General features: G+C 59.5%; 32 protein-coding genes. 27 read left to right on the forward strand and 5 right to left on the reverse strand.

Annotated elements, in window-relative coordinates; genetic code table 11:
* Positions 1-171 precede the first annotated feature (171 nt).
* From G7025_RS18405 to recX, 23 genes are all read left to right on the forward strand, one after another.
* Positions 172-906, forward strand: coding sequence for a LexA family transcriptional regulator (locus G7025_RS18405; protein ID WP_181080545.1), 735 nt, complete (start codon positions 172-174; stop codon positions 904-906).
* 595 nt (positions 907-1,501) lie between these two features.
* A complete protein-coding gene (locus tag G7025_RS18410) occupies positions 1,502-1,846 on the forward strand; it encodes a phage holin family protein (protein ID WP_181080546.1) in 345 nt (114 codons plus the stop codon).
* Positions 1,847-1,867: 21 nt separating this feature from the next.
* The gene (locus G7025_RS18415; protein ID WP_181080547.1) at positions 1,868-2,383 is read left to right on the forward strand and encodes a hypothetical protein; all 516 of its coding nucleotides are present in this window, start codon (positions 1,868-1,870) and stop codon (positions 2,381-2,383) included.
* A 3-nt stretch (positions 2,384-2,386) separates the two neighbouring features.
* A complete protein-coding gene (locus G7025_RS18420) occupies positions 2,387-2,998 on the forward strand; it encodes a phage baseplate assembly protein V (RefSeq protein WP_181080548.1) in 612 nt (203 codons plus the stop codon).
* Between the two features lie 9 nt (positions 2,999-3,007).
* Positions 3,008-3,340, forward strand: coding sequence for a phage baseplate protein (locus tag G7025_RS18425; RefSeq protein WP_181080549.1), 333 nt, complete (start codon positions 3,008-3,010; stop codon positions 3,338-3,340).
* Positions 3,337-4,332, forward strand: coding sequence for a baseplate J/gp47 family protein (locus G7025_RS18430; protein WP_181080550.1), 996 nt, complete (start codon positions 3,337-3,339; stop codon positions 4,330-4,332). Before G7025_RS18425 ends, G7025_RS18430 begins: the two co-directional genes overlap by 4 nt.
* Positions 4,329-4,967 carry a phage tail protein I gene (locus tag G7025_RS18435; RefSeq protein ID WP_181080551.1) on the forward strand — a complete coding sequence of 213 codons (639 nt, stop codon included), beginning with the start codon at positions 4,329-4,331 and terminating at the stop codon, positions 4,965-4,967. The genes G7025_RS18430 and G7025_RS18435 overlap by 4 nt, the downstream gene beginning before the upstream one ends.
* Positions 4,964-5,494, forward strand: coding sequence for a hypothetical protein (locus G7025_RS18440; RefSeq protein WP_181080552.1), 531 nt, complete (start codon positions 4,964-4,966; stop codon positions 5,492-5,494). The genes G7025_RS18435 and G7025_RS18440 overlap by 4 nt, the downstream gene beginning before the upstream one ends.
* Before the next feature lie 54 nt (positions 5,495-5,548).
* Entirely contained in the window at positions 5,549-6,301 is a 753-nt protein-coding gene (locus tag G7025_RS18445) for a hypothetical protein (RefSeq protein ID WP_181080553.1), read from the forward strand.
* 9 nt (positions 6,302-6,310) lie between these two features.
* On the forward strand, positions 6,311-6,547 hold the full coding sequence (locus tag G7025_RS18450) for a tail fiber assembly protein (RefSeq protein ID WP_181080554.1): 237 nt from the start codon (positions 6,311-6,313) through the stop codon (positions 6,545-6,547).
* Between the two features lie 88 nt (positions 6,548-6,635).
* Complete coding sequence (locus G7025_RS18455; protein ID WP_181080555.1) at positions 6,636-6,809, forward strand: hypothetical protein; 174 nt, start codon at positions 6,636-6,638, stop codon at positions 6,807-6,809.
* A 2-nt stretch (positions 6,810-6,811) separates the two neighbouring features.
* Positions 6,812-7,978 (forward strand): phage tail protein, encoded by a 1,167-nt coding sequence (locus G7025_RS18460; protein WP_181080556.1) that lies wholly within the window; start codon positions 6,812-6,814, stop codon positions 7,976-7,978.
* The gene (locus G7025_RS18465; protein ID WP_181080557.1) at positions 7,978-8,484 is read left to right on the forward strand and encodes a phage major tail tube protein; all 507 of its coding nucleotides are present in this window, start codon (positions 7,978-7,980) and stop codon (positions 8,482-8,484) included. The genes G7025_RS18460 and G7025_RS18465 overlap by 1 nt, the downstream gene beginning before the upstream one ends.
* A gap of 50 nt (positions 8,485-8,534) precedes the next feature.
* Positions 8,535-9,107 carry a phage tail assembly protein gene (locus tag G7025_RS18470; protein ID WP_181080558.1) on the forward strand — a complete coding sequence of 191 codons (573 nt, stop codon included), beginning with the start codon at positions 8,535-8,537 and terminating at the stop codon, positions 9,105-9,107.
* Positions 9,108-9,234: 127 nt separating this feature from the next.
* Entirely contained in the window at positions 9,235-11,073 is a 1,839-nt protein-coding gene (locus tag G7025_RS18475; protein WP_181080559.1) for a phage tail tape measure protein, read from the forward strand.
* Positions 11,073-11,456 (forward strand): phage tail protein, encoded by a 384-nt coding sequence (locus tag G7025_RS18480; protein WP_181080560.1) that lies wholly within the window; start codon positions 11,073-11,075, stop codon positions 11,454-11,456. Before G7025_RS18475 ends, G7025_RS18480 begins: the two co-directional genes overlap by 1 nt.
* Positions 11,449-11,661, forward strand: a complete 213-nt coding sequence (locus G7025_RS18485; RefSeq protein ID WP_181080561.1) for a tail protein X — start codon at positions 11,449-11,451, stop codon at positions 11,659-11,661. The genes G7025_RS18480 and G7025_RS18485 overlap by 8 nt, the downstream gene beginning before the upstream one ends.
* Before the next feature lie 9 nt (positions 11,662-11,670).
* Positions 11,671-12,681 (forward strand): contractile injection system protein, VgrG/Pvc8 family, encoded by a 1,011-nt coding sequence (locus tag G7025_RS18490; RefSeq protein ID WP_181080562.1) that lies wholly within the window; start codon positions 11,671-11,673, stop codon positions 12,679-12,681.
* 22 nt (positions 12,682-12,703) lie between these two features.
* Positions 12,704-13,261, forward strand: coding sequence for a glycoside hydrolase family 19 protein (locus tag G7025_RS18495; RefSeq protein WP_181080563.1), 558 nt, complete (start codon positions 12,704-12,706; stop codon positions 13,259-13,261).
* The gene (locus G7025_RS18500; protein WP_181080564.1) at positions 13,249-13,761 is read left to right on the forward strand and encodes a lysis system i-spanin subunit Rz; all 513 of its coding nucleotides are present in this window, start codon (positions 13,249-13,251) and stop codon (positions 13,759-13,761) included. The genes G7025_RS18495 and G7025_RS18500 overlap by 13 nt, the downstream gene beginning before the upstream one ends.
* A gap of 81 nt (positions 13,762-13,842) precedes the next feature.
* Positions 13,843-14,343: a CinA family protein gene (locus G7025_RS18505; RefSeq protein ID WP_181080565.1), complete on the forward strand. Its 501-nt coding sequence runs from the start codon at positions 13,843-13,845 to the stop codon at positions 14,341-14,343.
* An 83-nt stretch (positions 14,344-14,426) separates the two neighbouring features.
* Positions 14,427-15,485: a recombinase RecA gene (gene recA, locus G7025_RS18510; protein ID WP_123714828.1), complete on the forward strand. Its 1,059-nt coding sequence runs from the start codon at positions 14,427-14,429 to the stop codon at positions 15,483-15,485.
* Positions 15,486-15,493: 8 nt separating this feature from the next.
* On the forward strand, positions 15,494-15,961 hold the full coding sequence (gene recX / locus G7025_RS18515; protein WP_181080566.1) for a recombination regulator RecX: 468 nt from the start codon (positions 15,494-15,496) through the stop codon (positions 15,959-15,961).
* A gap of 124 nt (positions 15,962-16,085) precedes the next feature.
* Here the strand turns inward: recX and G7025_RS18520 are convergent, their stop codons facing one another.
* The gene (locus G7025_RS18520; protein WP_181080567.1) at positions 16,086-17,198 is read right to left on the reverse strand and encodes an LOG family protein; all 1,113 of its coding nucleotides are present in this window, start codon (positions 17,196-17,198) and stop codon (positions 16,086-16,088) included.
* Between the two features lie 363 nt (positions 17,199-17,561).
* A complete protein-coding gene (locus G7025_RS18525; protein WP_181080568.1) occupies positions 17,562-17,996 on the reverse strand; it encodes a PA3611 family quorum-sensing-regulated virulence factor in 435 nt (144 codons plus the stop codon).
* 178 nt (positions 17,997-18,174) lie between these two features.
* Here G7025_RS18525 and G7025_RS18530 point away from each other — a divergent pair, with 178 nt between their 5' ends.
* From G7025_RS18530 to G7025_RS18540, 3 genes are all read left to right on the forward strand, one after another.
* The gene (locus tag G7025_RS18530; protein WP_181080569.1) at positions 18,175-18,894 is read left to right on the forward strand and encodes a tRNA-uridine aminocarboxypropyltransferase; all 720 of its coding nucleotides are present in this window, start codon (positions 18,175-18,177) and stop codon (positions 18,892-18,894) included.
* 240 nt (positions 18,895-19,134) lie between these two features.
* Complete coding sequence (gene erdR / locus G7025_RS18535; RefSeq protein WP_181080570.1) at positions 19,135-19,785, forward strand: response regulator transcription factor ErdR; 651 nt, start codon at positions 19,135-19,137, stop codon at positions 19,783-19,785.
* Positions 19,786-19,860: 75 nt separating this feature from the next.
* Complete coding sequence (locus G7025_RS18540) at positions 19,861-20,223, forward strand: diacylglycerol kinase (RefSeq protein ID WP_003172176.1); 363 nt, start codon at positions 19,861-19,863, stop codon at positions 20,221-20,223.
* A 3-nt stretch (positions 20,224-20,226) separates the two neighbouring features.
* Here the strand turns inward: G7025_RS18540 and G7025_RS18545 are convergent, their stop codons facing one another.
* A complete protein-coding gene (locus G7025_RS18545; protein WP_071492650.1) occupies positions 20,227-21,153 on the reverse strand; it encodes a LysR family transcriptional regulator in 927 nt (308 codons plus the stop codon).
* A 124-nt stretch (positions 21,154-21,277) separates the two neighbouring features.
* Here G7025_RS18545 and fpr point away from each other — a divergent pair, with 124 nt between their 5' ends.
* Complete coding sequence (gene fpr, locus G7025_RS18550; RefSeq protein WP_181080571.1) at positions 21,278-22,057, forward strand: ferredoxin-NADP reductase; 780 nt, start codon at positions 21,278-21,280, stop codon at positions 22,055-22,057.
* An 85-nt stretch (positions 22,058-22,142) separates the two neighbouring features.
* Here the strand turns inward: fpr and tsaA are convergent, their stop codons facing one another.
* Entirely contained in the window at positions 22,143-22,838 is a 696-nt protein-coding gene (gene tsaA, locus G7025_RS18555) for a tRNA (N6-threonylcarbamoyladenosine(37)-N6)-methyltransferase TrmO (protein WP_181080572.1), read from the reverse strand.
* A 3-nt stretch (positions 22,839-22,841) separates the two neighbouring features.
* Positions 22,842-23,303 (reverse strand): YehS family protein, encoded by a 462-nt coding sequence (locus tag G7025_RS18560; protein ID WP_181080573.1) that lies wholly within the window; start codon positions 23,301-23,303, stop codon positions 22,842-22,844.
* Positions 23,304-23,322: the final 19 nt, after the last annotated feature.

Here is a 23,322-nt window from a genome sequence, read left to right on the forward strand (position 1 = left end):
GCCCAGCATTTTTTGCGATGGGCGCAAGGTTAACACGCGAGGTCGGCCCTTCGCAGGTCGCAAACAGCCGGGTAAAACACAAACTCGGCGCTACAGGTTATCTGCCCCTTATGCATAAAATATGCAAAATAGCATTTGCCAACGTTAAAAACTCCGTTCACTATCCCGGTTATGCAAAAACGCAACGTTTCTATCGTACTAAGAGAGCTGCTGGACCGCGACCGGATCTCCCCCACGGAGCTTCACCGGCGCACCGGCGTGCCTCAATCCACGCTGTCCCGGATCCTCAGCGGCAAGATCGTCGATCCGTCGGACAAGCATATCTCCCGCATTGCCGAATACTTCGGCGTGAGCACCGACCAACTGCGCGGGCGCATGTCGGTGGGCGCGGCGCGGGACGAAGGGCGCGACCCGATGCATTCGGAACTCAAGGATATAAGCCTGTGGGACGACGACACCCCTATCAATGACGATGAGGTGTCGATCCCCTTTCTGCGCGAGGTTGAATTGGCTGCTGGATCAGGAAGATTCGTCATCGAGGAAAGCGAGAAGGCCAGCCTGCGCTTTGGAAAGCGCAGCCTGCGGCACAATGGCGTGCAGTTCGACCAGGCCAAGTGCGTGACGGTGCGGGGCAACAGTATGTTGCCGGTGCTGCGCGATGGCGCGACTGTCGGGGTGAATGCCGGTAAGAGCGGCATTGGCGACATCGTTGATGGTGACTTGTATGCCATCAATCACAATGGTCAGTTGCGTGTGAAGCAGCTCTACCGCCTGCCTTCCGGCATTCGTCTGCGCAGTTTCAATCGTGACGAACATCCGGACGAGGACTATAGCTTCCAGGACATCCAGGACGAGCAGATCAGTATCCTCGGCCATGTGTTCTGGTGGGGCATGTACGCTCGTTAACCCAGTTCAATAGGACAAAACCCGCCAAGCTGCGGGTTTTTTTTCGCCTGCAAAAAGCTGGCAACCCCTTGAACACCCACGCAAAAATGCATTTGAGCATATTTTGGGCAAAAATAAATGCATTTACGCATTGACTGTATATGCATACATGCATATTCTGTGTCTCAAGCCAGCCGACAAGGCCTGGTGGAGGCGGCAAGGATGCTGCCAAGGAAGACAAGGAAGGCACGCAACACTGGCAAGGACGCCATCCGAGCGATGGCAGGGAGGCCAGGCAACACCGGCAAGGATGCCGACGCTCTTTAGTGGCACCACTTTACAAGAACAGGCAGCGATGAACCGGCCTTAACGGTTCAGAGGGTTGGCAACTGACCCGGGTGTGCAGCGTAAAGCACCAGAAGCAGTTATCCGGCAGACAGGGATCGTGGTCGGAAAAACATTGAGGAAAGAACCGTACCGCGCCAGTAGCGCCGAACGTTCGAGGACAGCATTACTGAAAAGCCCGGGCGACCGGGCTTTTTGGAATGCCTACCTATAAATGGATTTACCCGGAAAACCGGCGTTCAGCCGGCATTGCTCAGCCAGGAGGCGTGACATGACAAACGAGCAGCAAGCGTTAGCGGAAATGCCTATCTGGCTGGTGATCGCACTGGCCCTGATCGGCGGAGTGTCCGGCGAAATGTGGCGCGCCGACAAAGAGGGTGCCCGCGGCTGGTCGTTGATTCGACGTCTGGCCTTGAGGTCCGGAGCGTGCATGGTCTGTGGGGTTTCAGCCCTGATGCTGTGTTATGCCGCCGGTATGTCGATCTGGACCGCCGGCGCCATCGGATGCCTCACCGCTATGGCGGGGGCCGACGTGGCCATTGGTCTTTACGAGCGTTGGGCGGCCAAACGAATTGGGGTCAACGAGACGCCGACTTCACGCCCGGATCAGCAGTAATCGCTGCAAGGAAGCAACGACATGACACTTATCGAAAAACCTTCCCAGTTGCCTGCCGCGATCGCAGCGGTATTGAAGCCGGTGTTCCCGCACTTGAGGGTGGGCAATCACCGGGACTTTGCGGGCGCTGCGGATACAAGCGGCATCCTGATCAACGTGGAGCGCAACGGCTCCGGCACTCGCACCCTTGAAGGTCGCAAGGCACATGCCTTGCTGGTCTCGCTCACGGCCACCATCACCAACGCTTCGGCGCCTTTCGATACCTGTGACCTGGCCAGTCAACTGATGGACCTGGCCCTGGACAACCGCTGGGGCTTGCCGCCCGAGCATTGCGACCTGCCCATGTCCATCGTTGCAGCGCCCTCGATATCCGTCAGTAGCGAAACGGACTACGACACCTGGACGGTTTCCTTTACCCAAAACCTCTACCTCGGCCCGTCGTTGCTCGACGATCCCACGGGCATACCGCTGGTTGCCCGCACCTGGGAAGTCTCGAATATCGACGACCCCGATCAATACCGCCCACTGCAGGAGTAGTCCATGTTCGAAGCATTGCTACGCATGCAGCTGGGGCCGATCATCGAACGGCTGGCGGAAATGGAAACCCAGCTCGAGGACCTGTACCGCCGCGCCGACAGCTTCTGCCGCATCGGCACATGCCAGCAAGTCGACGCCGCCAGTCATACCTGCAAGGTCAGCCACGGCGATCTGCTCACCCCGGCCATTCGCTTTTTCAATCCCAGTGCCGGTGCGCAGACGGAAACCCGCATCCCTTCAGTGGGCGAACAGTGCCTGCTGCTCAACTACGGCAGCGGGGAAGGCGGCGCACAGTCCGTAGCCCTGTTCGGCCTGAACAGTAGTCTGTTTCCACCGGTCTCCAGCCTTGCAACCTTGACCCGTCGCCAGCATCAGGACGGTACTCAAAGCGAATACGACGACGCCAGTCACGTATTCAATTGGCGTAATGGTCCCACCACCGTCACAGGCTCTCGTGAACAAGTGATCGTAAACGTCGGCGCCGCCAACCTGGTGATGATGGCCGACAGCATCACTCTGCAACTCGGCGCTGCCGGCCTGCGAGTGGATGCCGGCGGCGTGCATTTAAGCGGCCCGGTGGTGGATCACCAGGGCCGTGTGATCAGCAGCGCATAAGGATTTGCCATGATCGGAATCGATAGGAATACCGGGGCAGCCGTCGATGACTGGCTGCAGTTTGTGCAGCGTGCCACCCGAGCGCTGACTACCCCCGTGGGCAGTCGCCAGAAACGTCCGTTGTACGGCTCGCTGATCCCGCAGTTGCTCGGCCGGAACTTGGGCGACGACCTGCTGATCCTCGCCCAGAGCCACGCGGCACAGGCGTTCTACAACACCCAGAACGGCATCGCCGACTTTCAACCCGACGTCATCGTCGCCACGCGGCAAGGCGCCGGCCTGTTGCTGCGCTTTGCCGGCACCTGGAAAAACCGTCAACAAACCTTCGAGGTCGTGACATGAGTATGTTGATCCCAGGCCAGAACCAACTGGCGGAGCCGGCCCTTATCGCCGTGGATGCGTTCGAACCCTTGCTGGCGGAGTTCAAAGCGTTCGTCATCGACTACGTTGCCAGCCGCGCGCCGCGGAGCGCGGCCAAGCTCAAGGTGAGCCTGGACAATGAAAGCGAACTGCTGACCCTGGCCCTGGAAGCGTTCTGCGTGCGCCTGCAAACCCATGAACGCAAATACAACGCCCGCATCAAGCAGATGCTGGCCTGGTGGGCCAACGGCAGCAACCTGGATGCACGCCTGGCCGACATGGGGCTGGAGCGCCAGGTGCTAGACCCCGGCGACCCGGCGGCATTCCCGCCCGTGCCGCCGACCCTGGAAAGTGACGACGATGCCCGCCTGCGCTATTACCTGGCGCCCCATGCGCCGGCGGCGGGTTCGCGGATGCAGTACCGCCGCGAGGTCTTCACCCTGGGCGAGCGGCCGTCGGTGAAGGTGCAAAGCGCTACACCAGGGCTGGTCACGGTCAGCTACACCTTTGATCCGGACGGCTATGCAGCCCAGGTCAAGGACGGCAATGGACGACGCACCGCCCCAGGCGAAGTGATGGTCACCGTGCTGTCCCGAGAGGGTGATGGCACTGCTTCCGCCGATTTGCTTGACGGTGTACGACGACATTTCGCACGGCCGGATGTGCGGCCGGAAACCGACCTGGTCAGCGTGCAGAGTGCGCAGATCCTTCCCTACAAGATCCGCGTAGTGGCCAGGATCAACGCCGGTCCGGACTCCGGCTTGACCCAGGTCGCGGCGCAACGTCTGCTGCAAACCTATGCGGAATCCTGCCATCGCCTTGAAGGACGCGTCGACCCCAGCTGGATCGACTACGCCATTCACAGCGCCGGCGCGGCGCAATTGCAGATTCTCGAACCCCTGGAGCCTATCGTCACCACGGCCTTCCAGGCCCCTTACTGCACCGGTGTCGAGGTGGAGGTACGCACGCTATGAGTGACATCACCGCGAGCCTGTTGCCGGCCAATAGCTCACCGTTGGAGAAGGCGTTGGACGTAGGCTTCGGCACATTGCTCGACCGCGTTATACCGCCGTTTCCCGCCTTAATGAACCCGCTGCTGACGCCCGTCGAGTTTCTTCCCTACCTGGCGGCCGACCGCGGTGTCAGCGAATGGGATGCACACGCTACCGAAACAGAGAAGCGCCTGACCGTGGGCCTGTCCTGGCAGATTCAGCGTCAGGCGGGCACACCCAAGGCGTTGAGCCATGCGGTGGAGTCACTGGGTTTTACTCCCAACATCAGCGCTTGGTACCAGCAGCGGCCTTTGGGTGTGCCCTATACGTTCGACGTGCAGGCCATTATTGGGCGCAGCTGGTCCAGTGGCGACCATAACCGGTTGATCCGGCGTATCAACGCTGCCAAGAGCGAGCGGGACCAGGCGACGATCACCATCGTGCATGAAACCGCAGGTCAGCTTGCGTTTGCGCAAGTCCTCGAGGCCCCCTTAAGCGACGGGGAGTTCTCGCTCAGCGGCGCATTGCCTGAATTGGCGCTGGTTGCTGGGCTAAACAGTGCAGGCGTCGCCCGGCACTACACCATTAACGACTACGACCTCAGGGCGCAGCCATGACAGATGACATTACGCGCCTGGTGCGCTTCACCTCCAAGGGATTGGATGAAGTGCTGCAGGCAAAGAACCAGGGTTTGAAAGGTGAAATAACCCACATTGGCGCCGGCACCGGGCGCTACAACCCGGACGGCAGCGAACTGGCCTTGCGCGACGAACGCCAGCGGGTCGCCATCGTGGATTATGAAGACCTGGGCAACCACCAACTCAGGATGGCCGCGCTGTTTGACGGCGACGGTGAATATGAAATTGGCGAGTTTGGTTTTTATCTCGCCAGTGGGACGTTGTTGGCGGTGTATTCCGTCGCCGGGAAGTTGCTGACGTACAAAGCGGCGGCGGCTCGGGTACTGCAGAAGTTTACGCTGGATGTTTCGCCGTTGCCGGGGGATAGCGTGACGATTGTGGTGGGGAGTGACAATTTGAACGTGCTATTGACTGATGAGATTGCGGCCTTATCGGCCGCGAGCATAGACAACATGGCACGAGGTGTAGGGGTTCTATTGCGATTGATGGCCGTCGAAAAAAAATAGAGCGTTTTAAACTACTATCTAGATGGCGCTTTTAAAGCGTTAAGGAGCATTCAATTGAGTACTGAGCAGCAACTCGCTGCCGTCGTGAGCGCGGCAAACAATTTAACTAACGTAATTACCGGTAAAGTCGGAGATATTGACAAGGCGATAGCTGATGCCCGCCTAGTTTATGAGGTTCAATTGGCGGATCTAAAAAATAGACTGCCTAGGTTAGCGGCTACCAAAAATTTCAATTTGTCTCCCAATGCCGACGGAACACTGATTGAAAACTGGGGTATTCATGCTGAAGTGACGCCCACTAAGCTACGAACGATCACCACGGCGTCTCAAGCGGCTGGACGCCCGCAAACTGATGTGGATTTTCTGCTTCAAGTGCAGGCAGATGTGCGTGAACAATATCCACACTTTGATATCAGGGCTAGCGACTATTGGCGCACGCTTGTACATCTTTGGCAAATGAAGTGGTCGGTGTCTGGGGTTAGTCCTTGGCTTGCGTTCCCTTATACCGTCGATATGGCGCTTGCGAATGGCTCTGGTGCAGTACCACAGAACTCTTATCTGACTATAGGTGCCTTCGTGCGTCTTTTGGAAGGTAATGTATCTGGAGCGTGGAGTGCTGGAGTTGAAAAAGGCAAGTGGCGTTGGTGTTCCAGTATTATTTCACCTACGGAGTTGTTTGGAACTTATTATCATCTGCACCCGATGCGGAACTCCCCGACTGGGGTTATTGAAGTAATGCTGGCAGGAGCATGCACGGGCGTTGTAACTAATCCAGGTGACTGGGGCACGATGTTGGCGTTAGGCTGAGGAGAGCAAATGAAACCACTATTTATACCTTCGGAACTCCATCCAATTATCAAATGGGAAATGATTCGTAAAGCAAGGGATCAAGACTTGGCAGCTAGCGATTATGCAGCAATGCCTGACTACCCGATGCTCGACAGTCATAAAGCAATATTTGCTGAATATCGCCAAAGTTTGCGTGATATTCCAGATCAGGGAGAAGATCCAGACACAGTACTCTGGCCAACCAAACCCGATTTCCTGAAATAGCCGACAACCGCGAAAGCGGTTTTTTTTCGCCTCCCCAAAGCCCCTCCCCGCAGGGGCTTTGGCGTTCTACACCCGGAGAATTCCACTCATGTCTGACCGCCAAACCTACACCGTCCTCATCCCATTCCCCACCGGCAAGGGCCATTGGTCCACCGTCGGCGAGGAGCTCGAACTGTTGGACGTCGAAGCATCCGCCCTGCGCACCGCCGGCCGTCTGGAACTGACCAGCGTCCTCAACTCCACCCCCAAGAAGGCTGAATAACCATGGCTGAGGTTCTTAACTTCGAGCACAACGGCATCACCGTGAATGCCACCGAATCCCCCGAGGCCATGGGTGGCCTGGGTGACAACGTGATCGGTCTGGTCGGCACCGCGCCGAACGCCCATGCGTCGATTCCGAAAAACGCACCGTTTCGTATCAATAGCTTCACCACCCAGGCGCTGCTGGACCCCACCGGGGCCGAGTCGGGCACGCTGTTCCACGCCGTCTACCAGATTCTCAAAGTCGTAAAGGTGCCGGTCTACGTGGTGATTGTGGAGGAGGGCGCGACGCCCGCTGACACCCTCAACAACGTGATCGGCGGCAACGAGCCGGTGACCGGCCGCAAACTGGGCCTGGCCGCCCTGAGCAGCGTCCCCGAAGACTTGACCATCATCGGCGCTCCAGGCTTCACCGGCACCAAGGCCGTGGCCGGCGAGTTCGCCGCGTTCGGCAAGCGCGTCAAGGCACGTGTCGTGCTCGATGGCAAAGATGCCAGTGTTGCCGACCAGGTCACCTACAGCGGCGAACTGGGCGGTGCCGACCTGGGTTTCGACCGTTGCCTGCTGGTGCACAACATGCCGTCGGTGTACTCCAAGGCGGCGAAGAAAAACGTGTTCCTGTCGCCGTCGTCCCTGGCTATCGCCGCGTTGGCCAAGGTCAAACAGTGGGAGAGCCCTGGTAATCAGGTGACGTTCGCCGAGGACGTTTCCCGCGTCGTCGAGTACAACATCCTCGATACCTCCACCGAAGGCGACCTGCTCAATCGCTATGGCATCAGCTACTACGCCCGCACCATCCTTGGCGGTTTTTCGTTGCTGGGTAACCGTTCCATCACCGGTAAGTTCATCAGCTATGTGGGCCTGGAAGATGCCATCAGCCGCAAGCTGGTCAAGGCCGGCCAGAAAGCCATGGCCAAGAACCTCACCAAGTCCTTCATGGACCAGGAGGTCAAGCGCATCAACGATTGGCTGCAAACCCTGGTCGTCGACGAAACCATTCCCGGCGGCAGCGTGTACCTGCACCCGGAGTTGAACAGCGTCGAGAAGTACAAGAACGGCACCTGGTTCATCGTCATCGACTACGGCCGCTACGCGCCAAACGAACACATGATTTATCAACTCAACGCCCGCGATGAAATCATCGAGCAGTTCCTGGAGGACGTTCTCTAATGTTTACCAACCGAGTCAGACAGGCCATTGCGGCCACCCTCCAAGGCCTGCCGTTGTCCGCGACCGTGGAAGAGTTCACCCCGCCGAAGATCGAGTTCGAGATGGAATCCATGTCCGGCGGCCGCTTTATTGCCGAGGAAATGGCCAAGAGCGGCAAGGTGCTCGGCGCCACGCTGGTGCTGCAAGGCGCCGGCCCGGAAATCATGCTGGCCCTGGGCGTGCGCATGGGCGACGACATCCTGCTGAACGTGCGTGAGGCCGGCCAGGACCAGGACGGCAAAACGTATTTCACTTACCACACCGTCGGCGGCAAGCTCAAATCACTCGATGAAGCGAAGCTGAAAATGGGCGACAAAGCCCTGACCACGCTGGAGTTGTCCTGCCGCACCTACACCCGACTGGAGAATGGCATCCCGGTGATTGATATCGACGTGCGCACCCAGAAATTCGTGCTCAACGGTGTCGATATTCTGGGCGATGCCCGCCGCGCCGTGCTGATGCCTTAAACCCCTTGGGGCGAGCACGCTCGCCCCTTGTTTGAACAAGGAATTGCCTCATGGCCTGGATGCCACCGCTGCATCACCTGCTGTCTCCGATCACCGCCGACACCGGTGCAACGATCGAGCAGGTGCAACTCAAACCGCTGTACTACGCCGCGCAAAAAGATGCGCTGGCCCGGGCCGGTGACGACGAGGACGACCAGTTCTTTGAACTGGCGAAACTCGCCACCGGCCTGTCGGAAAAAGAGCTGGATCAGCTGAAACGCCCGGACTACGTAAGCATCGCTCAATACGTGCACGATATGTCGACACGCCCGGCGTCGTTTTTCCTGAATGCCCACGAGGCGCCGCCTTACGACCAGCCCGTGCAACTGCTATTGCCCCTGGAGGCAGCCGGCCGAACCCTGACTGAACTGCCTCTGGAGATGCCGGCTCTGCGCGCCACCAAGGTGATGAAAAAGCTCGCCACCAATAAAGAGCGCGCCGAGTTTATTACCGCCCATTGCACAGGGTTGATGATCCCTGACCTGGCGGGGTTGACCGTGCCCGACTGGACCGAGCTGCAGGAGCGGATCGACGATTTTTTAAATCAACCGGCGGACTTCTTTCGGAACGCGACATCGAGGTAATCCTCGACGTGGTGCCGCTGATCTACTCGGTCAACGAGGCGGAGATCCTCGACTGGGACGCCGGAAAAGCATTGCGCCGCTACGACATTGCGATCACTCGCCTTGGCGTTAAACAGGAGTAAGCGGGATGCAGGACAAGTATTCGCTCGCGTATGCCGTGGTCAAGGATGGCCAGGGTGTATTTCGCCACGCAGACGGCGCGCAGGGTGCCGACAGTGTTAACCCAGGCCTTCTGGCGTCTGGAAGTCACACAGAGGCGGCGCCGTTGTTTTCGATGAGTCTGGCGCTGACCAACGCCGGCGTGCAACTCAACGGTCTTTCGCTGGCCCTGGGGTTACTGCGTGACAGTGTGGACGCGCTGCAAACCTCCTTGTCGCAGCTTAAGGCGGTGGACAGTGAGGCGTCTAAAATCGGCAAGGGGACCGAACAAAAGGCAACGACTGAAGTTAAGTCGAGTACATCGAAAGACCAGCATCTGGTCCGTGAGTCCATGACGCTGCTCGACGTAAAGGCCCTCGATCCCGTTGCCGCTTTTCAACAATCGTTCGCTGCGCCGGCCGTCAAGGAAAAAACAATAGCGCAACTGCGGGAGTCGTCGGCAAAGAGTGAGGAGCGCCTCTCCACGACGCTTAAACCCGCACCGGTACTCTGGGAAGACGTGTGGCTGCGAACCAAGACCGCTGTGACCGACAAAGCCAACGCCTGGGCCGGCGAGTCGCCAGCCGCCGCCACCACTGTCAAAACCGCGGAGGCCGTGGTTCTGCCGATGTTTTCACCGGTGGTTACCGGCTTTTTCTCGGGCATGGGAGACACGATCAAAAGCCGGGTGACAGGCAACGTGCTCGATCTGACGCTGGGCAAACTGCCTGGCGGGCTTGGCAAACTGTTCAAAAGCGATGGCTTCAAAAAGAGCCAACCATGCTGCTGCGCCACCGCAACCCAAGCCCCGGTGAGTAGCCGCCGTCCTGGTCGCAGAGCCCCGTCCGCCGGGAAAAAGCCTACCTCCAAGCCTAAGTCCCAGAAAAACCGCAAAGCGCAGAGCACGTCGAAGAAACAGGGCCCTCAGAAGAAACCGGCATCTGGGGCGCGGTCGCCTGCCGCAAGGCTTGCACCCCTGAAAGGTCGCGGCGCGATGTCGATGCTGCGTGGTTTGCCTGAGCGCCTGATGCAACCGTTTTTCCCGGCTCAGTCCACGGGTTTCCATGCCGTTGCCCCGGTGCAGGGCCTGCAGCCGCGCGACGCGCAGGTCAATAGCCGAACGAGCCACGCCGACCTGCGCCAACCGCTCCCAGCCAGAGCCCCTGGGCTGATTGAAACCCTGGAACGCGGCGGCGTGTCTCTGCCTGCCGACGCGCGCGTAACTGCCCAGCCGCACACGCAGAACTCCAGTCACGAGCGTTCAGCCGTGCCTGGGGTGACTCACGCGCCCAAAATACCGGCCTCCGGGCTGACCGGAGTGATGAGTAAGCTGGAGTCCGCCGGCGCCCGCCGTCTCGGGCCGCTGAAGTACGTCGACACCGCCATTGACGTGGTCCAGGGCGTGCGCAATGGCGACGCGAAGGCTGTCGGCGCCGGTCTCAGCACCGCCGGTGGCGCCTGGGCCGGGGCTTCCGCTGGCGCGGCGATCGGCACCTTGATTTTTCCCGGAGTCGGCACCGCGGTCGGCGGCGCCATTGGCGGCTTGCTGGGCAGCGAAGCGGGCAGTTGGATCGGTGACAAACTGTTCGGCTCGAGTGATCGCCTGCCCGCGCCGAATACGCTGAGCAAGGAACTCAACAGTGCTCGCACCGATAACGTCCAGGTCACGATCTCACCGAGTATCCAGATCACTGGCGTCAACCCCGCCGAGGCCCAGCAGGTCGTCAACCAGGTGATGCAAGCCCTGCAGTTTCAATGCATGCCCATGGTCACCGATTCCCTGGGCATTCGACGCAACGCGGCACTGACCGATACAGGAGGTGATTGATGCGACAACAGATGGTACTGGGCGATTTTATTTTTGGCCTGTCCCGTGGCTTCGCCTACGCCTCGCTCATCCATAGCAGTTACGGCGGCTGGAGCAACCTGGAAATCATTGCCAGCAAGCCGCAGTCAAGGCAGAACGGCCAGCAACTGGAAAAGCTCTCGTTCAGCGGCATGGCGATGTACGCCGTGGGCATGCAGCGCCTGGACGAATTGCGCGCGTTGCAGGATGCGCGGGCGCCATTGCCCCTGGTCGATGGCATTGGCCGTAACTGGGGCTTGTGGCGTATCAATTCGTTGGTGGAAACCCAAAGCAACGTGATCGATGACGGCACCGCCATGGTCTTGGCCTGGACCCTTGAATTGGAGGAATTCGTCAATGCGTAGAGTGCGAAGTATTGCCGGCGATTCGGTCAACCTGTTGCTTTACCGCGAGTTGGGGCGCTGCGACGACGCAGCCGAAGAAACCCTCTGGCGCTTGAACCCCGAGTTGGCCGAGCATGGCCCGGTGTTGCCGGCCGGCGTGTGGGTGGTGGTGCCGGAGATGCCCGCGCGGCCGACGGTGTCGCAACCTGTTTCAGCGTGGGATTGAGGAGGCTGCATGGCACAGGGATTCACCCCGATCGTCGAGTTCTACGGCGCCAATGCGGCGCTGCTCAATCAACGCTTGATGCACTGGAGCCACACCGACGCCGCCGGTATCAAAGCCGACAGGCTCGAACTGACACTTAACATCGAGGGCCTGGAAGGGTTGCCGAGCCTGAGCGGCAAGATCGGCCTGCGGGTCGGCTATCAGGAGTCAGGGTTGGTGGAAAAAGGTCAGTTTGTCATCATGCAGCGCACTCCAGTGCTGTTTCCGATGCGCCTGCTGATCGTCGCTACCGCCGCACCTTTCAGCGCGGTGGACCCCAGCCATTACCGACAGCGCCGCTCCGCCAGTTACGGCCCCACCACCCTGGGCGCGCTGTTTCGCCAGGTCATCGGTCGACATGGCTATTCACCCCGCGTCGCGCCGGCACTGGAAAGCATTCCGATCCCCCATATCGATCAATCCAACGAAAGCGACATGGCATTTATCACGCGCCTGGCCAGTCGCTACAGCGCCGTCACCAAACCGATCAACGAACTGTACGTGCTGGCGGAAGCCGGCAAGGTCCATTCGCTCTCGGGCCAGCTGCTGCCGGAGGTGACGCTATCCGTGACCCAAGACAACCGCCCCGGCGACCGGGCATTCATCACCGCCAAGCTCGACGAGCAGTCGCGCTCCAAATATATGGGCTGCCGCGTGACCTGGTGGGATGCCGTGGGGGCTAAGCAGCATGTCGTGGAGGTGGGCATCGCGCCGTTCAAAAACCTGCGCCAACGCTGCCAGAACGAAGCCGAAGCCCGTGCCGTGGCCGAAGCCGAACTGCGACGCGTGGGCCGGGAAAATTTGAAACTGCAGATCGAGTGCCCTGGCAACCCGCTGCTCGCCGCTGAAGGGTTGCTGCGCCTGGATGAAAGCTGGCCCTCGTATATGCAAGGGCGCTGGTCGATTATCCAGGTTACCCATGTGGGCGACCCGGTGACGGGGTATCGCAGTTCGATTGTGGCGGGTGGGTTGTCAATCTAGACCTTTTTGCAGAGTAGAAACCATGCTGATTTCGCTTCCCCAGCTTGTCCACGTCATGCCAACGGCCCGCCTCACAGCGGGTCTTTTTTTGCCTGCCATAAATGCGGCGATGGCCCGGCACTCGATTACCAGCCCCCAGCGCATCGCTGCGTTCCTCGCCCAGATCGGTCACGAATCCGGCGAACTGCAGTACCTGCGCGAACTGGGTAGTGATCGCTACCTGAGCAAATATGACATCGGACCCCTTGCCGCCAGACTGGGCAATACCCCTGAAGCGGATGGCGACGGCCAGCAGTACCGAGGCAGGGGGCTGATACAGATCACCGGGCGTCGCAATTACCTGGCGTGCAGTCGGGCGCTGTTCGGTGACGAACGGTTATTGGCCCAGCCTCAACTGCTGGAACAACCCCAATGGGCATGTGAATCCGCCGCCTGGTTCTGGCAGAGCAACGGCCTGAACGAGTTGGCCGACAAGGACCAGTTCACCACCATTACTCGACGTATCAATGGCGGCCTCAATGGCCTGGATCATCGTATGCAGCTATGGGCGAGGGCGAAGGCGGTGTTATGCGCTTCCTAGCGTCCTACCGCTTGCTCGGTTATTTCCTGCTGCTGGTGATGGCGGCGGGATTGACCTGGCAGGTTCAGGCCTGGCGATATGACGCACAGCTTGAGCGGTTGTCGGCCGTGCACGCGCAGGCGCTCGATCAACAAACCCGGCAGGCGTTGCATCAGCAGCAGGCCGAACAAGACAGGCGCCTGGCTCTTGAGCAACAGCTCAATGCCAGCGACCGACAGCATGCTCAGGAGTTAAGCGATGCCCAACGTCATCAAGCGGTTTTGCGTGATCGCCTGGCCACTGCTGATGTGCGGTTGTCAGTCCTTCTCGACGCCACCGAACCCGCCAACGGCAGCTCGGTGCCAGCCCCCGCCCCCGCCGGCGGCGTGGTTCATGCAGCCCCTCGAGCCCGACTTGACCCGGCGCATGCTCAACGAATTATCGCCATCACCGATGACGGCGATAACGCCGTGATTGCCTTGCGTGCGTGTCAGGCGTATGTGCACGCCGTCGCGCGTTAGCATCCTGATGCAGCCTGTCGCTTGCGTGTGCGAATTGCTCCTGTAGGGTAGGCGAACGCCCGCTCATTCCCGGAGACGACCGTGAACGAAATCACTCAACTTGCCGCTGAACTGGGGCGCCGACTCCAGGTGCTCAATGCTCATGTCACCACTGCCGAGTCCTGTACCGGTGGCGGTATTGCCGAGGCTATCACGCGGATTCCCGGCAGTTCGGCGTGGTTCGAAGCAGGTTACGTCACCTATTCCAACCGGCAGAAGACTCGACAGTTGAATGTACCGGAGGGCTTGTTCAACAAGGTGGGCGCTGTCAGCCAGGAGGTGGTGGAGGCGATGGTGCGTGGCGCGCAGGAGAAAAGTCTGGCGCGGTTCGCCGTGGCGGTCAGCGGCGTGGCAGGGCCGGATGGTGGTTCGCCGGAAAAACCGGTGGGTACGGTGTGGCTGGCGTTCGGCGTGGGGGAGGCGGTCACGGCACAGCGCGAACACTTCTCCGGCAACCGCGACGAAGTCCGTCGACAAACGGTAAAAGCTGCGCTGGAGGGCTTGTTGCGACGAGCTGCACTAGAAATAGAAAATCAGGGGTAGGCGATCTCCGATCTTTGTGGAACAATACTGTCTACTTATACAGGTGTTGGCCGTCAGGCCTTATTGATTACGTGAGGACTTTAATGGACGACAACAAGAAGAAAGCCTTGGCTGCGGCCCTGGGTCAGATCGAACGTCAATTCGGCAAGGGTGCCGTAATGCGTATGGGCGATCACGACCGTCAGGCGATCCCGGCTATTTCCACTGGCTCTCTGGGTCTGGATATCGCACTCGGCATTGGCGGCCTGCCAAAAGGCCGTATCGTTGAGATCTACGGTCCTGAATCTTCCGGTAAAACCACCCTGACCCTGTCGGTGATCGCCCAGGCGCAGAAGATGGGCGCCACCTGCGCATTCGTCGACGCCGAGCACGCCCTGGACCCTGAGTACGCCGGCAAGCTGGGCGTCAACGTCGATGACCTGCTGGTTTCCCAGCCGGACACCGGTGAGCAGGCCCTGGAAATCACCGACATGCTGGTGCGCTCCAATGCCATCGACGTGATCGTGGTCGACTCCGTGGCGGCACTGGTGCCCAAGGCTGAAATCGAAGGCGAAATGGGCGACATGCACGTGGGTCTGCAAGCCCGACTGATGTCCCAGGCACTGCGTAAAATCACCGGTAACATCAAGAACGCGAACTGCCTGGTGATCTTCATCAACCAGATCCGTATGAAGATCGGCGTAATGTTCGGCAGCCCGGAAACCACCACGGGTGGTAACGCGTTGAAGTTCTACGCATCGGTCCGCCTGGATATCCGTCGTACTGGCGCGGTGAAGGAAGGTGACGAGGTTGTCGGGAGCGAAACTCGCGTCAAGGTTGTGAAGAACAAGGTGGCTCCACCATTCCGTCAGGCTGAATTCCAGATTCTCTACGGCAAGGGCATTTACCTGAACGGCGAGATGATTGACCTGGGCGTGTTGCACGGTTTCGTTGAAAAATCCGGTGCCTGGTACGCCTACAACGGCAGCAAGATTGGTCAAGGCAAGGCCAACTCGGCCAAGTTCCTGGCGGATAACCCGGACATCGCCGCTACGCTTGAGAAGCAGATTCGCGACAAGCTGCTGACCGCAGCACCAGATGTGAAAGCTGCCGCCAACCGTGAGCCGGTTGACGAGATGGAAGAAGCCGATACCGACATCTGAAGCCAGCGATGACTGTTGTACTGGATACACTCGTCGCCGTTCGGCGCACTGCAATGGACCTGCTCGCTCGCCGCGAGCATGGTCGAGTCGAGCTGACGCGTAAGCTGCGTCAGCGCGGCGCGGAGCCCGAAATGATCGAAACCGCCCTCGACCGGTTGACGGAAGAGGGTCTGCTTTCCGAATCCCGTTACCTTGAAAGCTTTGTGTCCTATAGAGCCCGTTCCGGCTACGGCCCCGCGCGAATTCGCGAGGAGTTGAGCCAGCGCGGTTTGCAGCGTGGCGATATCGACCTCGCGTTGCGCGAGTGCGGTATCAATTGGCAGTCGCAACTGGAGGATACCTGGCGCCGCAAGTTCTCTGGTCATTTGCCAATCGATGCCAGGGAACGTGCGAAACAAGGACGCTTTTTGAGTTATCGCGGGTTTCCGATGGACATGATCAGCCGCTTGCTCAGCGGTCGAGAGATGGACGACTGAGAGCCGGAGATTTGTTCCGACAAACTGTGACGTAACCCATAGCCACTCAATACGATCCCCTGATACACCCAAAAAGGCCCGCTATGAAAATAGCGGGCCTTTTTTGCGTTTAGCGTTTATGGATTCACGCCGGCTCCGGTGCCACCCGCTGCTGCGCCGTGCCTTGGGCGTGCGCCCAGTTCTCCGGCAGGTTGATGTAGTCCACCAGCTCCCGCAACCGACCTTGATCCCGTCCATTGAAGTTGAACACCAATCGCGTCAGGTGGCTGAACTTCGCCTCATCATGTTCCTCCCCGGTATATGCCAGTTGCTGGAACTCCCCGCTCAAACGCAGGCTGGCAAATTCCGTCTGCAAGTGGGTGAGGGCGCGCTCGCTGAGCGGATGGTTCATGCGCATCACGAACTCGCGTTTCAGCCAGCGCGTGGAGTGGAAGTTGGCGTAGAACTGATTGATCTCCTCTACAGCCTCTTCGGCGCTGTACACCAGCCTGACCAGCTTAAGGTCGGTCGGCAAAATGTAGCGATTGGCCTCCAGTTGATTGCGGATAAAGTCCAAGGCGCCTTGCCAGAACCCGCCACCTGGTGCGTCCAGCAACACCACCGGCACCAGAGGGCTCTTGCCGGTCTGGATCAGCGTCAGCACCTCCAGCGCTTCATCCAGGGTGCCAAAGCCGCCAGGGCACAAGACCAGCGCATCGGCTTCCTTGACGAAGAACAGCTTGCGGGTGAAGAAGAAGTGGAATGACAGCAGGTTTTCCGTGCCATCAATGGTGGGGTTGGCGTGCTGTTCAAACGGCAGGGTGATGTTGAACCCCAGGCTATGCTCCAGGCCGGCACCCTCATGTGCTGCCGCCATGATGCCGCCGCCACCGCCGGTGATCACCATCAGGTCAGAGCGCGCCAAAGCTGCGCCCACCTCGCGAGCCAAGGCATACAGCGGGCTTTCTACGGGGGTACGTGCTGAGCCGAACACCGTGACTTTGCGTCGGCCCCTGAACTGTTCCAGAACCCGGAACGCATGATCCAATTCGCGGATGGCCTGCAGGGTGATTTTGGCGTTCCAGCGGTCGCGGTCGTCCTGGGCCATGCGCAGCACGGTGAGAATCATGTCGCGATAAAGAGGGGTATTCGGGCTGTTGGGGGCTATCTGCTCGAGCTGCGCGTCGACTTGCTGTGCGAGCTGGGGCCCGTGTTCTTCAAAATGGCGTAGCAAACTGTCATTCGGTTGGTAAGGCATTCAACGTCTCCTTCTTCACAGAGGTTGGACCGACGGCAATCGATCGTCCGCAGGCCACGACACTGCATGTGTCGCTGCATGCCATAGGCGTTGCACCTGTTTGCCTGTCGGCAAAGCGCGCTCTGTATAGGCCTTTTGATTTAAAAACCTTTGCACTTCAAGTCCGCGGGAGGGCAACCCTCTTGTGCCCGGGAAATGTTACAGGACGGCGTGAGCGCCGTTGTGCAAGGGGGGCTGGGATGGCTTGATCATGGGCCGAAAAAGCCTTGGCTGGCAACCGCTTATTGGTTGGTCAGATGGGCGAGGAACAATGTCAAAGCGGGGGAGCGCGCCGCGGGACCGCGGCGCGAGGATAAGGCCAGGTTACTTTTTCTTCTTGGATGGCGCCGGGCAGTCCGCTTCCGCAAACTTCACCGAGGCCACTGGACGGTTGCTCTTGTTCTCGGTGATTTCATAACGCATCACCGCGCCCTTGGCCATCAATTCGCGGTAGCCCGCGTTCGTGCAAACGCTGCGGCCCAACTGAAAGTACACAGCCTTGGGATTGGCGCGCATCTGTTCGGCGCGGTCAGGCATCACGCTCAGGTGGTCAATTAACTGCATACCTTCAACGGTGTAGGCCACTTCGAGGGTTTTTTCGTCGATTTCCCGCGGCAGGCCTTTGTTGCTTTCAACAGCGACACTTTGCAGCTTCCTGTTCATTTGAGCCTCCAGCAGCGAGGCCGCCTGGGCGCCGATGGGCAGGACCAGCGCAAGCGCGACGGATGGGGCGACAAGACGCAGCATGGAACGCAGCATGAAATTCTCCTGATTCGGTTACAGGTGCATAGACCCGCCACTGCGCTGTGCGTTCAGTGGCGGGCGATTATAGGTGAGGCGTCGCCACTACAGCCAGGCGTATCGCTGGTAAACTGCCGCCACTTCAACTCATTTTGAGTGACCCTGTGTCGATTTACCCGTTCATGCGGCGCATCCGATGAGCCACGCCGTCTCCCGCCTGCGTGCTCAGCGTCTGGCGCGCGCCATCAAACCCTTCGTTAATCGTGGCTCGCGCGCTGAACGCTGTTCCGGCTGCCGCGTGATTGCGCAATATTGCCTGTGCGCCTGGCGTCCCAAGGTCGCCGCCAGGTCCGCCATGTGCCTGCTGATGCACGATGTCGAACCGATGAAGCCCAGCAACACCGGCTGGCTGATCGCTGATGTCATCAAGGACACCACGGCGTTCGCCTGGTCGCGCATCGAAGTGGATCCGGAGCTGCTGCTCCTGCTGGCCGACCCACAGTGGCAGCCCTATGTCGTGTTCCCCGGCGAGTTCGTGGCGCCGGAGCGGGTCGTCAGTGCCGTGACGGTGGAAGAGGGCAGACGACCGTTGTTCATCCTGTTGGACGGCACCTGGAGTGAAGCGCGCAAGATGTTCCGCAAGAGCCCGTATCTGGAACATCTGCCGGTGCTGAGCCTGGCGCCTGAGCAGCTGTCGCGCTACAAACTGCGGCGCTCCAAGCGCGATGATCATTTCTGCACCGCCGAAGTGGCGGCGCTGTGCCTGGAGTTGGCCGAGGATGCGGTCGCCAGTGAGGTGCTGGACGCTTACCTTGACGTATTCAGCGCCCACTACCTGGCCGCCAAGTTCCAGCTGCCGCTGGACCCGACGGATGTCGTGCACACGCGTCTTGCGCCCTATGTCCCAGCGCTTTAGCCAGACGACGTTTGCATGATGGCACCTTACCCGCTCCCCCGCTAAAATGCCCACGGGCGTAGTGCTTGACCCCCCAGGCTACGCTGGGCATGCTGTGCGCCGATTGAGGCGCCAGCATGGAGATTCGACGTCGTTTTGCGTCGAGCACGCCCTCTGGCGATGGCTGCCTGGTCGCCGCCTTGTGTATTGGTGAACCCTGAACCCATTGGGGCTCCCATAAAAAACAGGATCATTTAATCAATGGCCACATACGAAATCCTGATAGCCGACGACCACCCGCTGTTTCGCAGTGCGTTGCGTCAAGCGGTGACGCTGGGCCTTGGGCCGGATGTCCGGCTGGTCGAAGTGGCCAGCATTGCCGAGCTGGAAAGCTGCCTGACCGATAAAACCGACTGGGACCTGGTGTTGCTTGACCTGAACATGCCCGGTGCCTATGGCTTCTCCGGGCTGGTGTTGCTACGCGGCCAGTACCCGCAGATTCCGGTGGTGATGGTCTCGGCGCAGGAAGAGGCCGATGTGGTGGTGCGATCCAGGGAATTTGGTGCCAGCGGGTTCATTCCCAAGTCCAGCGCCATGGAAGATATCCAGAAGGCGGTGCGTGCCGTGTTGGATGGCGATATGTCCTGGCCGCCCCAAGCATTTGAACACATCAATGTATCCGACGAAGCCAAGGCCGCTCGTGATGGCTTGGCCAGCTTGACCCCCCAACAGTTCCGGGTATTGACCATGGTCTGCGAGGGCTTGTTGAACAAGCAGATTGCCTACGAGTTGAAAGTTTCGGAGGCAACCATCAAGGCGCACGTCACTGCCATTTTCCGCAAGTTGAACGTGCGCACCCGCACCCAGGCGGCGTTGCTCCTGCAACAACTTGAGTCAATTTCGCAGCATTAAGATCTCACCTATTCACGCTTTTTTGACTTTGCGTGATCTAGTTTCCCCACTCCTTTGGTTCAGTTGCCTACATCTATGTCGCCTTTCAAGGGTCAAACCGGTATCAAACGTATCTTCAATGCTGGGGGATATTCCCTGGATGGCCTGCGCGCAGCGTTCACCGGCGAGGCGGCATTCCGGCAGTTGGTGTTGCTCAATGTGATCCTCATCCCACTGAGCTTTTTCCTCAATGTCAGCCGTGTCGAGCGGGCGTTGCTGATTGCCGTATGCCTGCTGGCGTTGATTGTCGAGCTGCTCAACTCGGCGGTGGAAGCGGCCATCGATCGCATCTCCCTGGATCGTCATCCTTTGTCGAAAAACGCCAAGGACATGGGCAGCGCCGCGCAATTCGTGGCCCTGACCATGATTACCCTGGTGTGGGCCGTCATCCTGATCTAAGCCTCAGGCAATGTTGGGCAGCACGATTTCGTCGCTGCGCTGCACGCCGGCGGTGAATGCGCGGCAGAGTTCCAGGAACTCGCGCATCGCCGAGGTCTGGTATTTCTGCTTGTGCCAGATGAAATAAAACTGCCGTGCCAGATCCAGATCAGGGGTTTCCACCGGCACCAGGCTGCCACGACGAAACGCGTCACGCAGCGCCAGCCTTGAGATACAGCCGATCCCCAGACCCGACTCCACCGCACGCTTGATCGCCTCGGTGTGTTCCAGTTCTAGGCGGATGTTCAGTGCGCTGCGGTGATGGCGCATGGCTTGGTCAAACGTCAGGCGTGTGCCTGAGCCTTGTTCGCGCAGGATCCACGCTTCATGGGTCAACTCGTCCATGCTCGCCACGCCACGTTTGGCCAGGTGGTGCTGTGGGGCGCAAAACACCACTAACTCGTCTTCTACCCAGGTCTGTACTTCGATATCCGGGTGGCTGCAGTCGCCTTCGATCAGACCCAGATCAATTTCGTAATGCGCCACTTGATGCACGATATGTGCGGTGTTCTGCACGTGCAATTTCACCTGGCTTTCGGGGTGCTGCTGCATGAAGCTGCCGATCAGCAGCGTCGCCAGGTAATTGCCGATCGTCAGGGTGGCCCCGACCGCCAGGGAGCCGAAGCCGGACTTGCCGTTGAGCAGGTCTTCGATCTCCTTGGCCTGGTCCAGCAGCGCGACCGCCTGGGGCAACAGCTGATGGCCCAGGGCATTGAGACTCAAGCGTTTACCGGCGCGGTCGAACAATTGGCAGCTGGATTGACGCTCCAGTTCGGTAATCGACGTGCTGGCGGCGGATTGGGATAAAGCCAGAAGGCCAGCAGCGCGCGAAACGCTTTCCTGCTGGGCGACGGCGACGAAGACTTGCAGTTGACGGAGAGTAAATCGCATATCGATATAACCGATAACCCTTATCTTAATAATCCAGTTAACAGATATTGTCGCCGCCATTAGAATGCGCTGCAATTGCGCATTTCACATTTGGCGCAGACCCATTTCCAGGAGTCCCCCGTACATGAGCAACATGAACCACGAGCGTGTCCTCAGTGTTCATCACTGGAACGACACTCTGTTCAGCTTCAAGTGCACCCGCGATCCGGGCCTGCGCTTCGAGAACGGTCAGTTCGTGATGATCGGCCTGCAGCAACCCAACGGCCGCCCGCTCATGCGTGCTTACTCCATTGCCAGTCCGAACTGGGAAGAGCATTTGGAGTTCTTCAGCATCAAGGTGCCGGATGGCCCGCTGACTTCCCAATTGCAGCACCTGAAGGAAGGCGATGAGGTCCTCATCAGCAAGAAACCGACAGGCACCCTGGTGCTGGACGACTTGAAGCCCGGAAAACACCTGTACCTGCTCAGCACCGGCACTGGCCTGGCGCCGTTCATGAGTGTGATCCAGGATCCGGAAACCTACGAGCGTTTTGAAAAAGTGATCCTGTGCCACGGCGTGCGCTACGTCAACGAAGTGGCCTACCGCGAGTTCATCACCGAGCACCTGCCGCAGAACGAATTCTTCGGCGAGGCCGTGCGTGAGAAGTTGATCTACTACCCCACCGTGACCCGCGAGCCCTTTGAAAACCAGGGCCGCCTGACCGACCTGATGCGCAGCGGCAAGCTGTTTCGGGACATCGGCTTGCCGCCGATCAACCCCGAGGACGACCGCGCCATGCTGTGCGGCAGCCCAAGCATGCTGGACGAGACCAGCGAAGTGCTCAACAGCTTCGGCCTGAAAGTTTCGCCACGCATGCGCGAGCCAGGTGATTACCTGATCGAACGCGCATTCGTCGAGAAATAAAACAGCCAAACCATGTGCTGACTGGACAATACAGAAGACCTGAATGTGGGAGGGGGCTTGTCCCCACCCACAGTTGGTTTGCGGTTTATCCTGCTGTCACCACTTCTAATACGCAAATCACCCCAGCCTCGGGATAGTGCCAGCGCACATCCACATCCCAGAAGCGCACCCCGTACTCGCGCTCCGGACCAGGCGTCTGGTACGCGGGCCGGGGGTCCTGCGCCAAACACTGATCAATCAATTCCACCAACGGCTCGCCGAGACGCTGGGCATGGCCTTGTGCTTGCTGCAGCGCAGTCTTCAGCCACTGTACGGGAATCAACGCCGGCGCCCCGCTGGCGATGCGGTTGCTGGCCGTGTCGATGATGTCGGCGTAAGGCACGTAAGGCTTGATGTCCAGCACCGGCGTGCCGTCGAGCAGATCGATCCCGGAGATCCACAACCGACCCGGCTCGACCCTGTCCAGTTTCACCACCGACTGGCCGATGCCATTGGGCCGATGGGTCGCACGGGTGGCGAACACCCCCATGGACGTATTGCCACCCAGGCGTGGCGGGCGCACTTTCAGGCGCGGCTTGTCTTCCAACGCCTGATGGAACAGAAACAGCAGCCACACATGGCTGACCTGCTCCAGGCCTTGAACGGCCTCGCCCTGGTCGAACGGCGCCACCAGCTCCAGCACGCCGCGGGCGGCCGGCGCCAGTTGCGGTTGGCGCGGGATGGCGAACTTCTCCTTGAAACAGGAGCGCACGAAACCGACGGGGGAGACCAAGTGACTCATGGCTTACGCACGCACCCGCAGCGTCAGCCCCTTGAGGAAGTTACGCAGCAACTGGTCGCCGCACGGTCGATAGTTGGTGTGGCCGAATTTGCGAAACAGCGCGCTCAATTCCGGCTTGGACACCGGGAATTCGGCGGCCTTGAGAATGGCGTGCATATCATCTTCCTTCAGTTCGAAGGCCACGCGCAGCTTCTTGAGAATGATGTTGTTGGTGACCGGCGTCTCGATCGGCTGCGGTGGACGGCTTTCATCCTTGCCACGCTTGAAGATCACCAGGCCATCGAGAAAGTGCGCCATGACCTCGTCCGGGCAGAACACGAAGCCTTCTTCTTCGTCCTTCTTGAGGTAAGTCAGCAGGTCATCCTTGGTGATGTCCATGCCGCCGAGCTTGGTGATCTCGACCATCTTGTTGTCGCTGATATCGAGCATGTAGCGCACGCTGCGCAGTACGTCGTTGTGAATCATGGTGGGCAATCCTGGTTTT

Source organism: Pseudomonas lurida (genome assembly GCF_013522705.1).
Classification (GTDB): Bacteria; Pseudomonadota; Gammaproteobacteria; order Pseudomonadales; family Pseudomonadaceae; genus Aquipseudomonas; species Aquipseudomonas quebecensis.

Bases quoted from the DNA above. Each gene is read 5' to 3' on its own strand.
- G7025_RS18415 (WP_181080547.1), top strand. From the start codon at position 1,868: ATGACACTTATCGAAAAACCTTCCCAGTTGCCTGCCGCGATCGCAGCG.
- recX (WP_181080566.1), top strand. From the start codon at position 15,494: ATGACTGTTGTACTGGATACACTCGTCGCCGTTCGGCGCACTGCAATG.
- tsaA (WP_181080572.1), bottom strand. From the start codon at position 22,838: ATGAGTCACTTGGTCTCCCCCGTCGGTTTCGTGCGCTCCTGTTTCAAG.
- G7025_RS18490 (WP_181080562.1), top strand. From the start codon at position 11,671: ATGGCACAGGGATTCACCCCGATCGTCGAGTTCTACGGCGCCAATGCG.
- G7025_RS18475 (WP_181080559.1), top strand. From the start codon at position 9,235: ATGCAGGACAAGTATTCGCTCGCGTATGCCGTGGTCAAGGATGGCCAG.
- G7025_RS18450 (WP_181080554.1), top strand. From the start codon at position 6,311: ATGAAACCACTATTTATACCTTCGGAACTCCATCCAATTATCAAATGG.
- G7025_RS18440 (WP_181080552.1), top strand. From the start codon at position 4,964: ATGACAGATGACATTACGCGCCTGGTGCGCTTCACCTCCAAGGGATTG.
- G7025_RS18430 (WP_181080550.1), top strand. From the start codon at position 3,337: ATGAGTATGTTGATCCCAGGCCAGAACCAACTGGCGGAGCCGGCCCTT.
- G7025_RS18520 (WP_181080567.1), bottom strand. From the start codon at position 17,198: ATGCCTTACCAACCGAATGACAGTTTGCTACGCCATTTTGAAGAACAC.
- G7025_RS18495 (WP_181080563.1), top strand. From the start codon at position 12,704: ATGCTGATTTCGCTTCCCCAGCTTGTCCACGTCATGCCAACGGCCCGC.
- G7025_RS18460 (WP_181080556.1), top strand. From the start codon at position 6,812: ATGGCTGAGGTTCTTAACTTCGAGCACAACGGCATCACCGTGAATGCC.
- G7025_RS18530 (WP_181080569.1), top strand. From the start codon at position 18,175: ATGAGCCACGCCGTCTCCCGCCTGCGTGCTCAGCGTCTGGCGCGCGCC.
- fpr (WP_181080571.1), top strand. From the start codon at position 21,278: ATGAGCAACATGAACCACGAGCGTGTCCTCAGTGTTCATCACTGGAAC.
- G7025_RS18425 (WP_181080549.1), top strand. From the start codon at position 3,008: ATGATCGGAATCGATAGGAATACCGGGGCAGCCGTCGATGACTGGCTG.
- recA (WP_123714828.1), top strand. From the start codon at position 14,427: ATGGACGACAACAAGAAGAAAGCCTTGGCTGCGGCCCTGGGTCAGATC.
- G7025_RS18410 (WP_181080546.1), top strand. From the start codon at position 1,502: ATGACAAACGAGCAGCAAGCGTTAGCGGAAATGCCTATCTGGCTGGTG.
- G7025_RS18405 (WP_181080545.1), top strand. From the start codon at position 172: ATGCAAAAACGCAACGTTTCTATCGTACTAAGAGAGCTGCTGGACCGC.
- G7025_RS18470 (WP_181080558.1), top strand. From the start codon at position 8,535: ATGGCCTGGATGCCACCGCTGCATCACCTGCTGTCTCCGATCACCGCC.
- G7025_RS18500 (WP_181080564.1), top strand. From the start codon at position 13,249: ATGCGCTTCCTAGCGTCCTACCGCTTGCTCGGTTATTTCCTGCTGCTG.
- G7025_RS18525 (WP_181080568.1), bottom strand. From the start codon at position 17,996: ATGCTGCGTTCCATGCTGCGTCTTGTCGCCCCATCCGTCGCGCTTGCG.
- G7025_RS18560 (WP_181080573.1), bottom strand. From the start codon at position 23,303: ATGATTCACAACGACGTACTGCGCAGCGTGCGCTACATGCTCGATATC.
- G7025_RS18480 (WP_181080560.1), top strand. From the start codon at position 11,073: ATGCGACAACAGATGGTACTGGGCGATTTTATTTTTGGCCTGTCCCGT.
- G7025_RS18545 (WP_071492650.1), bottom strand. From the start codon at position 21,153: ATGCGATTTACTCTCCGTCAACTGCAAGTCTTCGTCGCCGTCGCCCAG.
- G7025_RS18485 (WP_181080561.1), top strand. From the start codon at position 11,449: ATGCGTAGAGTGCGAAGTATTGCCGGCGATTCGGTCAACCTGTTGCTT.
- erdR (WP_181080570.1), top strand. From the start codon at position 19,135: ATGGCCACATACGAAATCCTGATAGCCGACGACCACCCGCTGTTTCGC.
- G7025_RS18455 (WP_181080555.1), top strand. From the start codon at position 6,636: ATGTCTGACCGCCAAACCTACACCGTCCTCATCCCATTCCCCACCGGC.
- G7025_RS18435 (WP_181080551.1), top strand. From the start codon at position 4,329: ATGAGTGACATCACCGCGAGCCTGTTGCCGGCCAATAGCTCACCGTTG.
- G7025_RS18540 (WP_003172176.1), top strand. From the start codon at position 19,861: ATGTCGCCTTTCAAGGGTCAAACCGGTATCAAACGTATCTTCAATGCT.
- G7025_RS18465 (WP_181080557.1), top strand. From the start codon at position 7,978: ATGTTTACCAACCGAGTCAGACAGGCCATTGCGGCCACCCTCCAAGGC.
- G7025_RS18420 (WP_181080548.1), top strand. From the start codon at position 2,387: ATGTTCGAAGCATTGCTACGCATGCAGCTGGGGCCGATCATCGAACGG.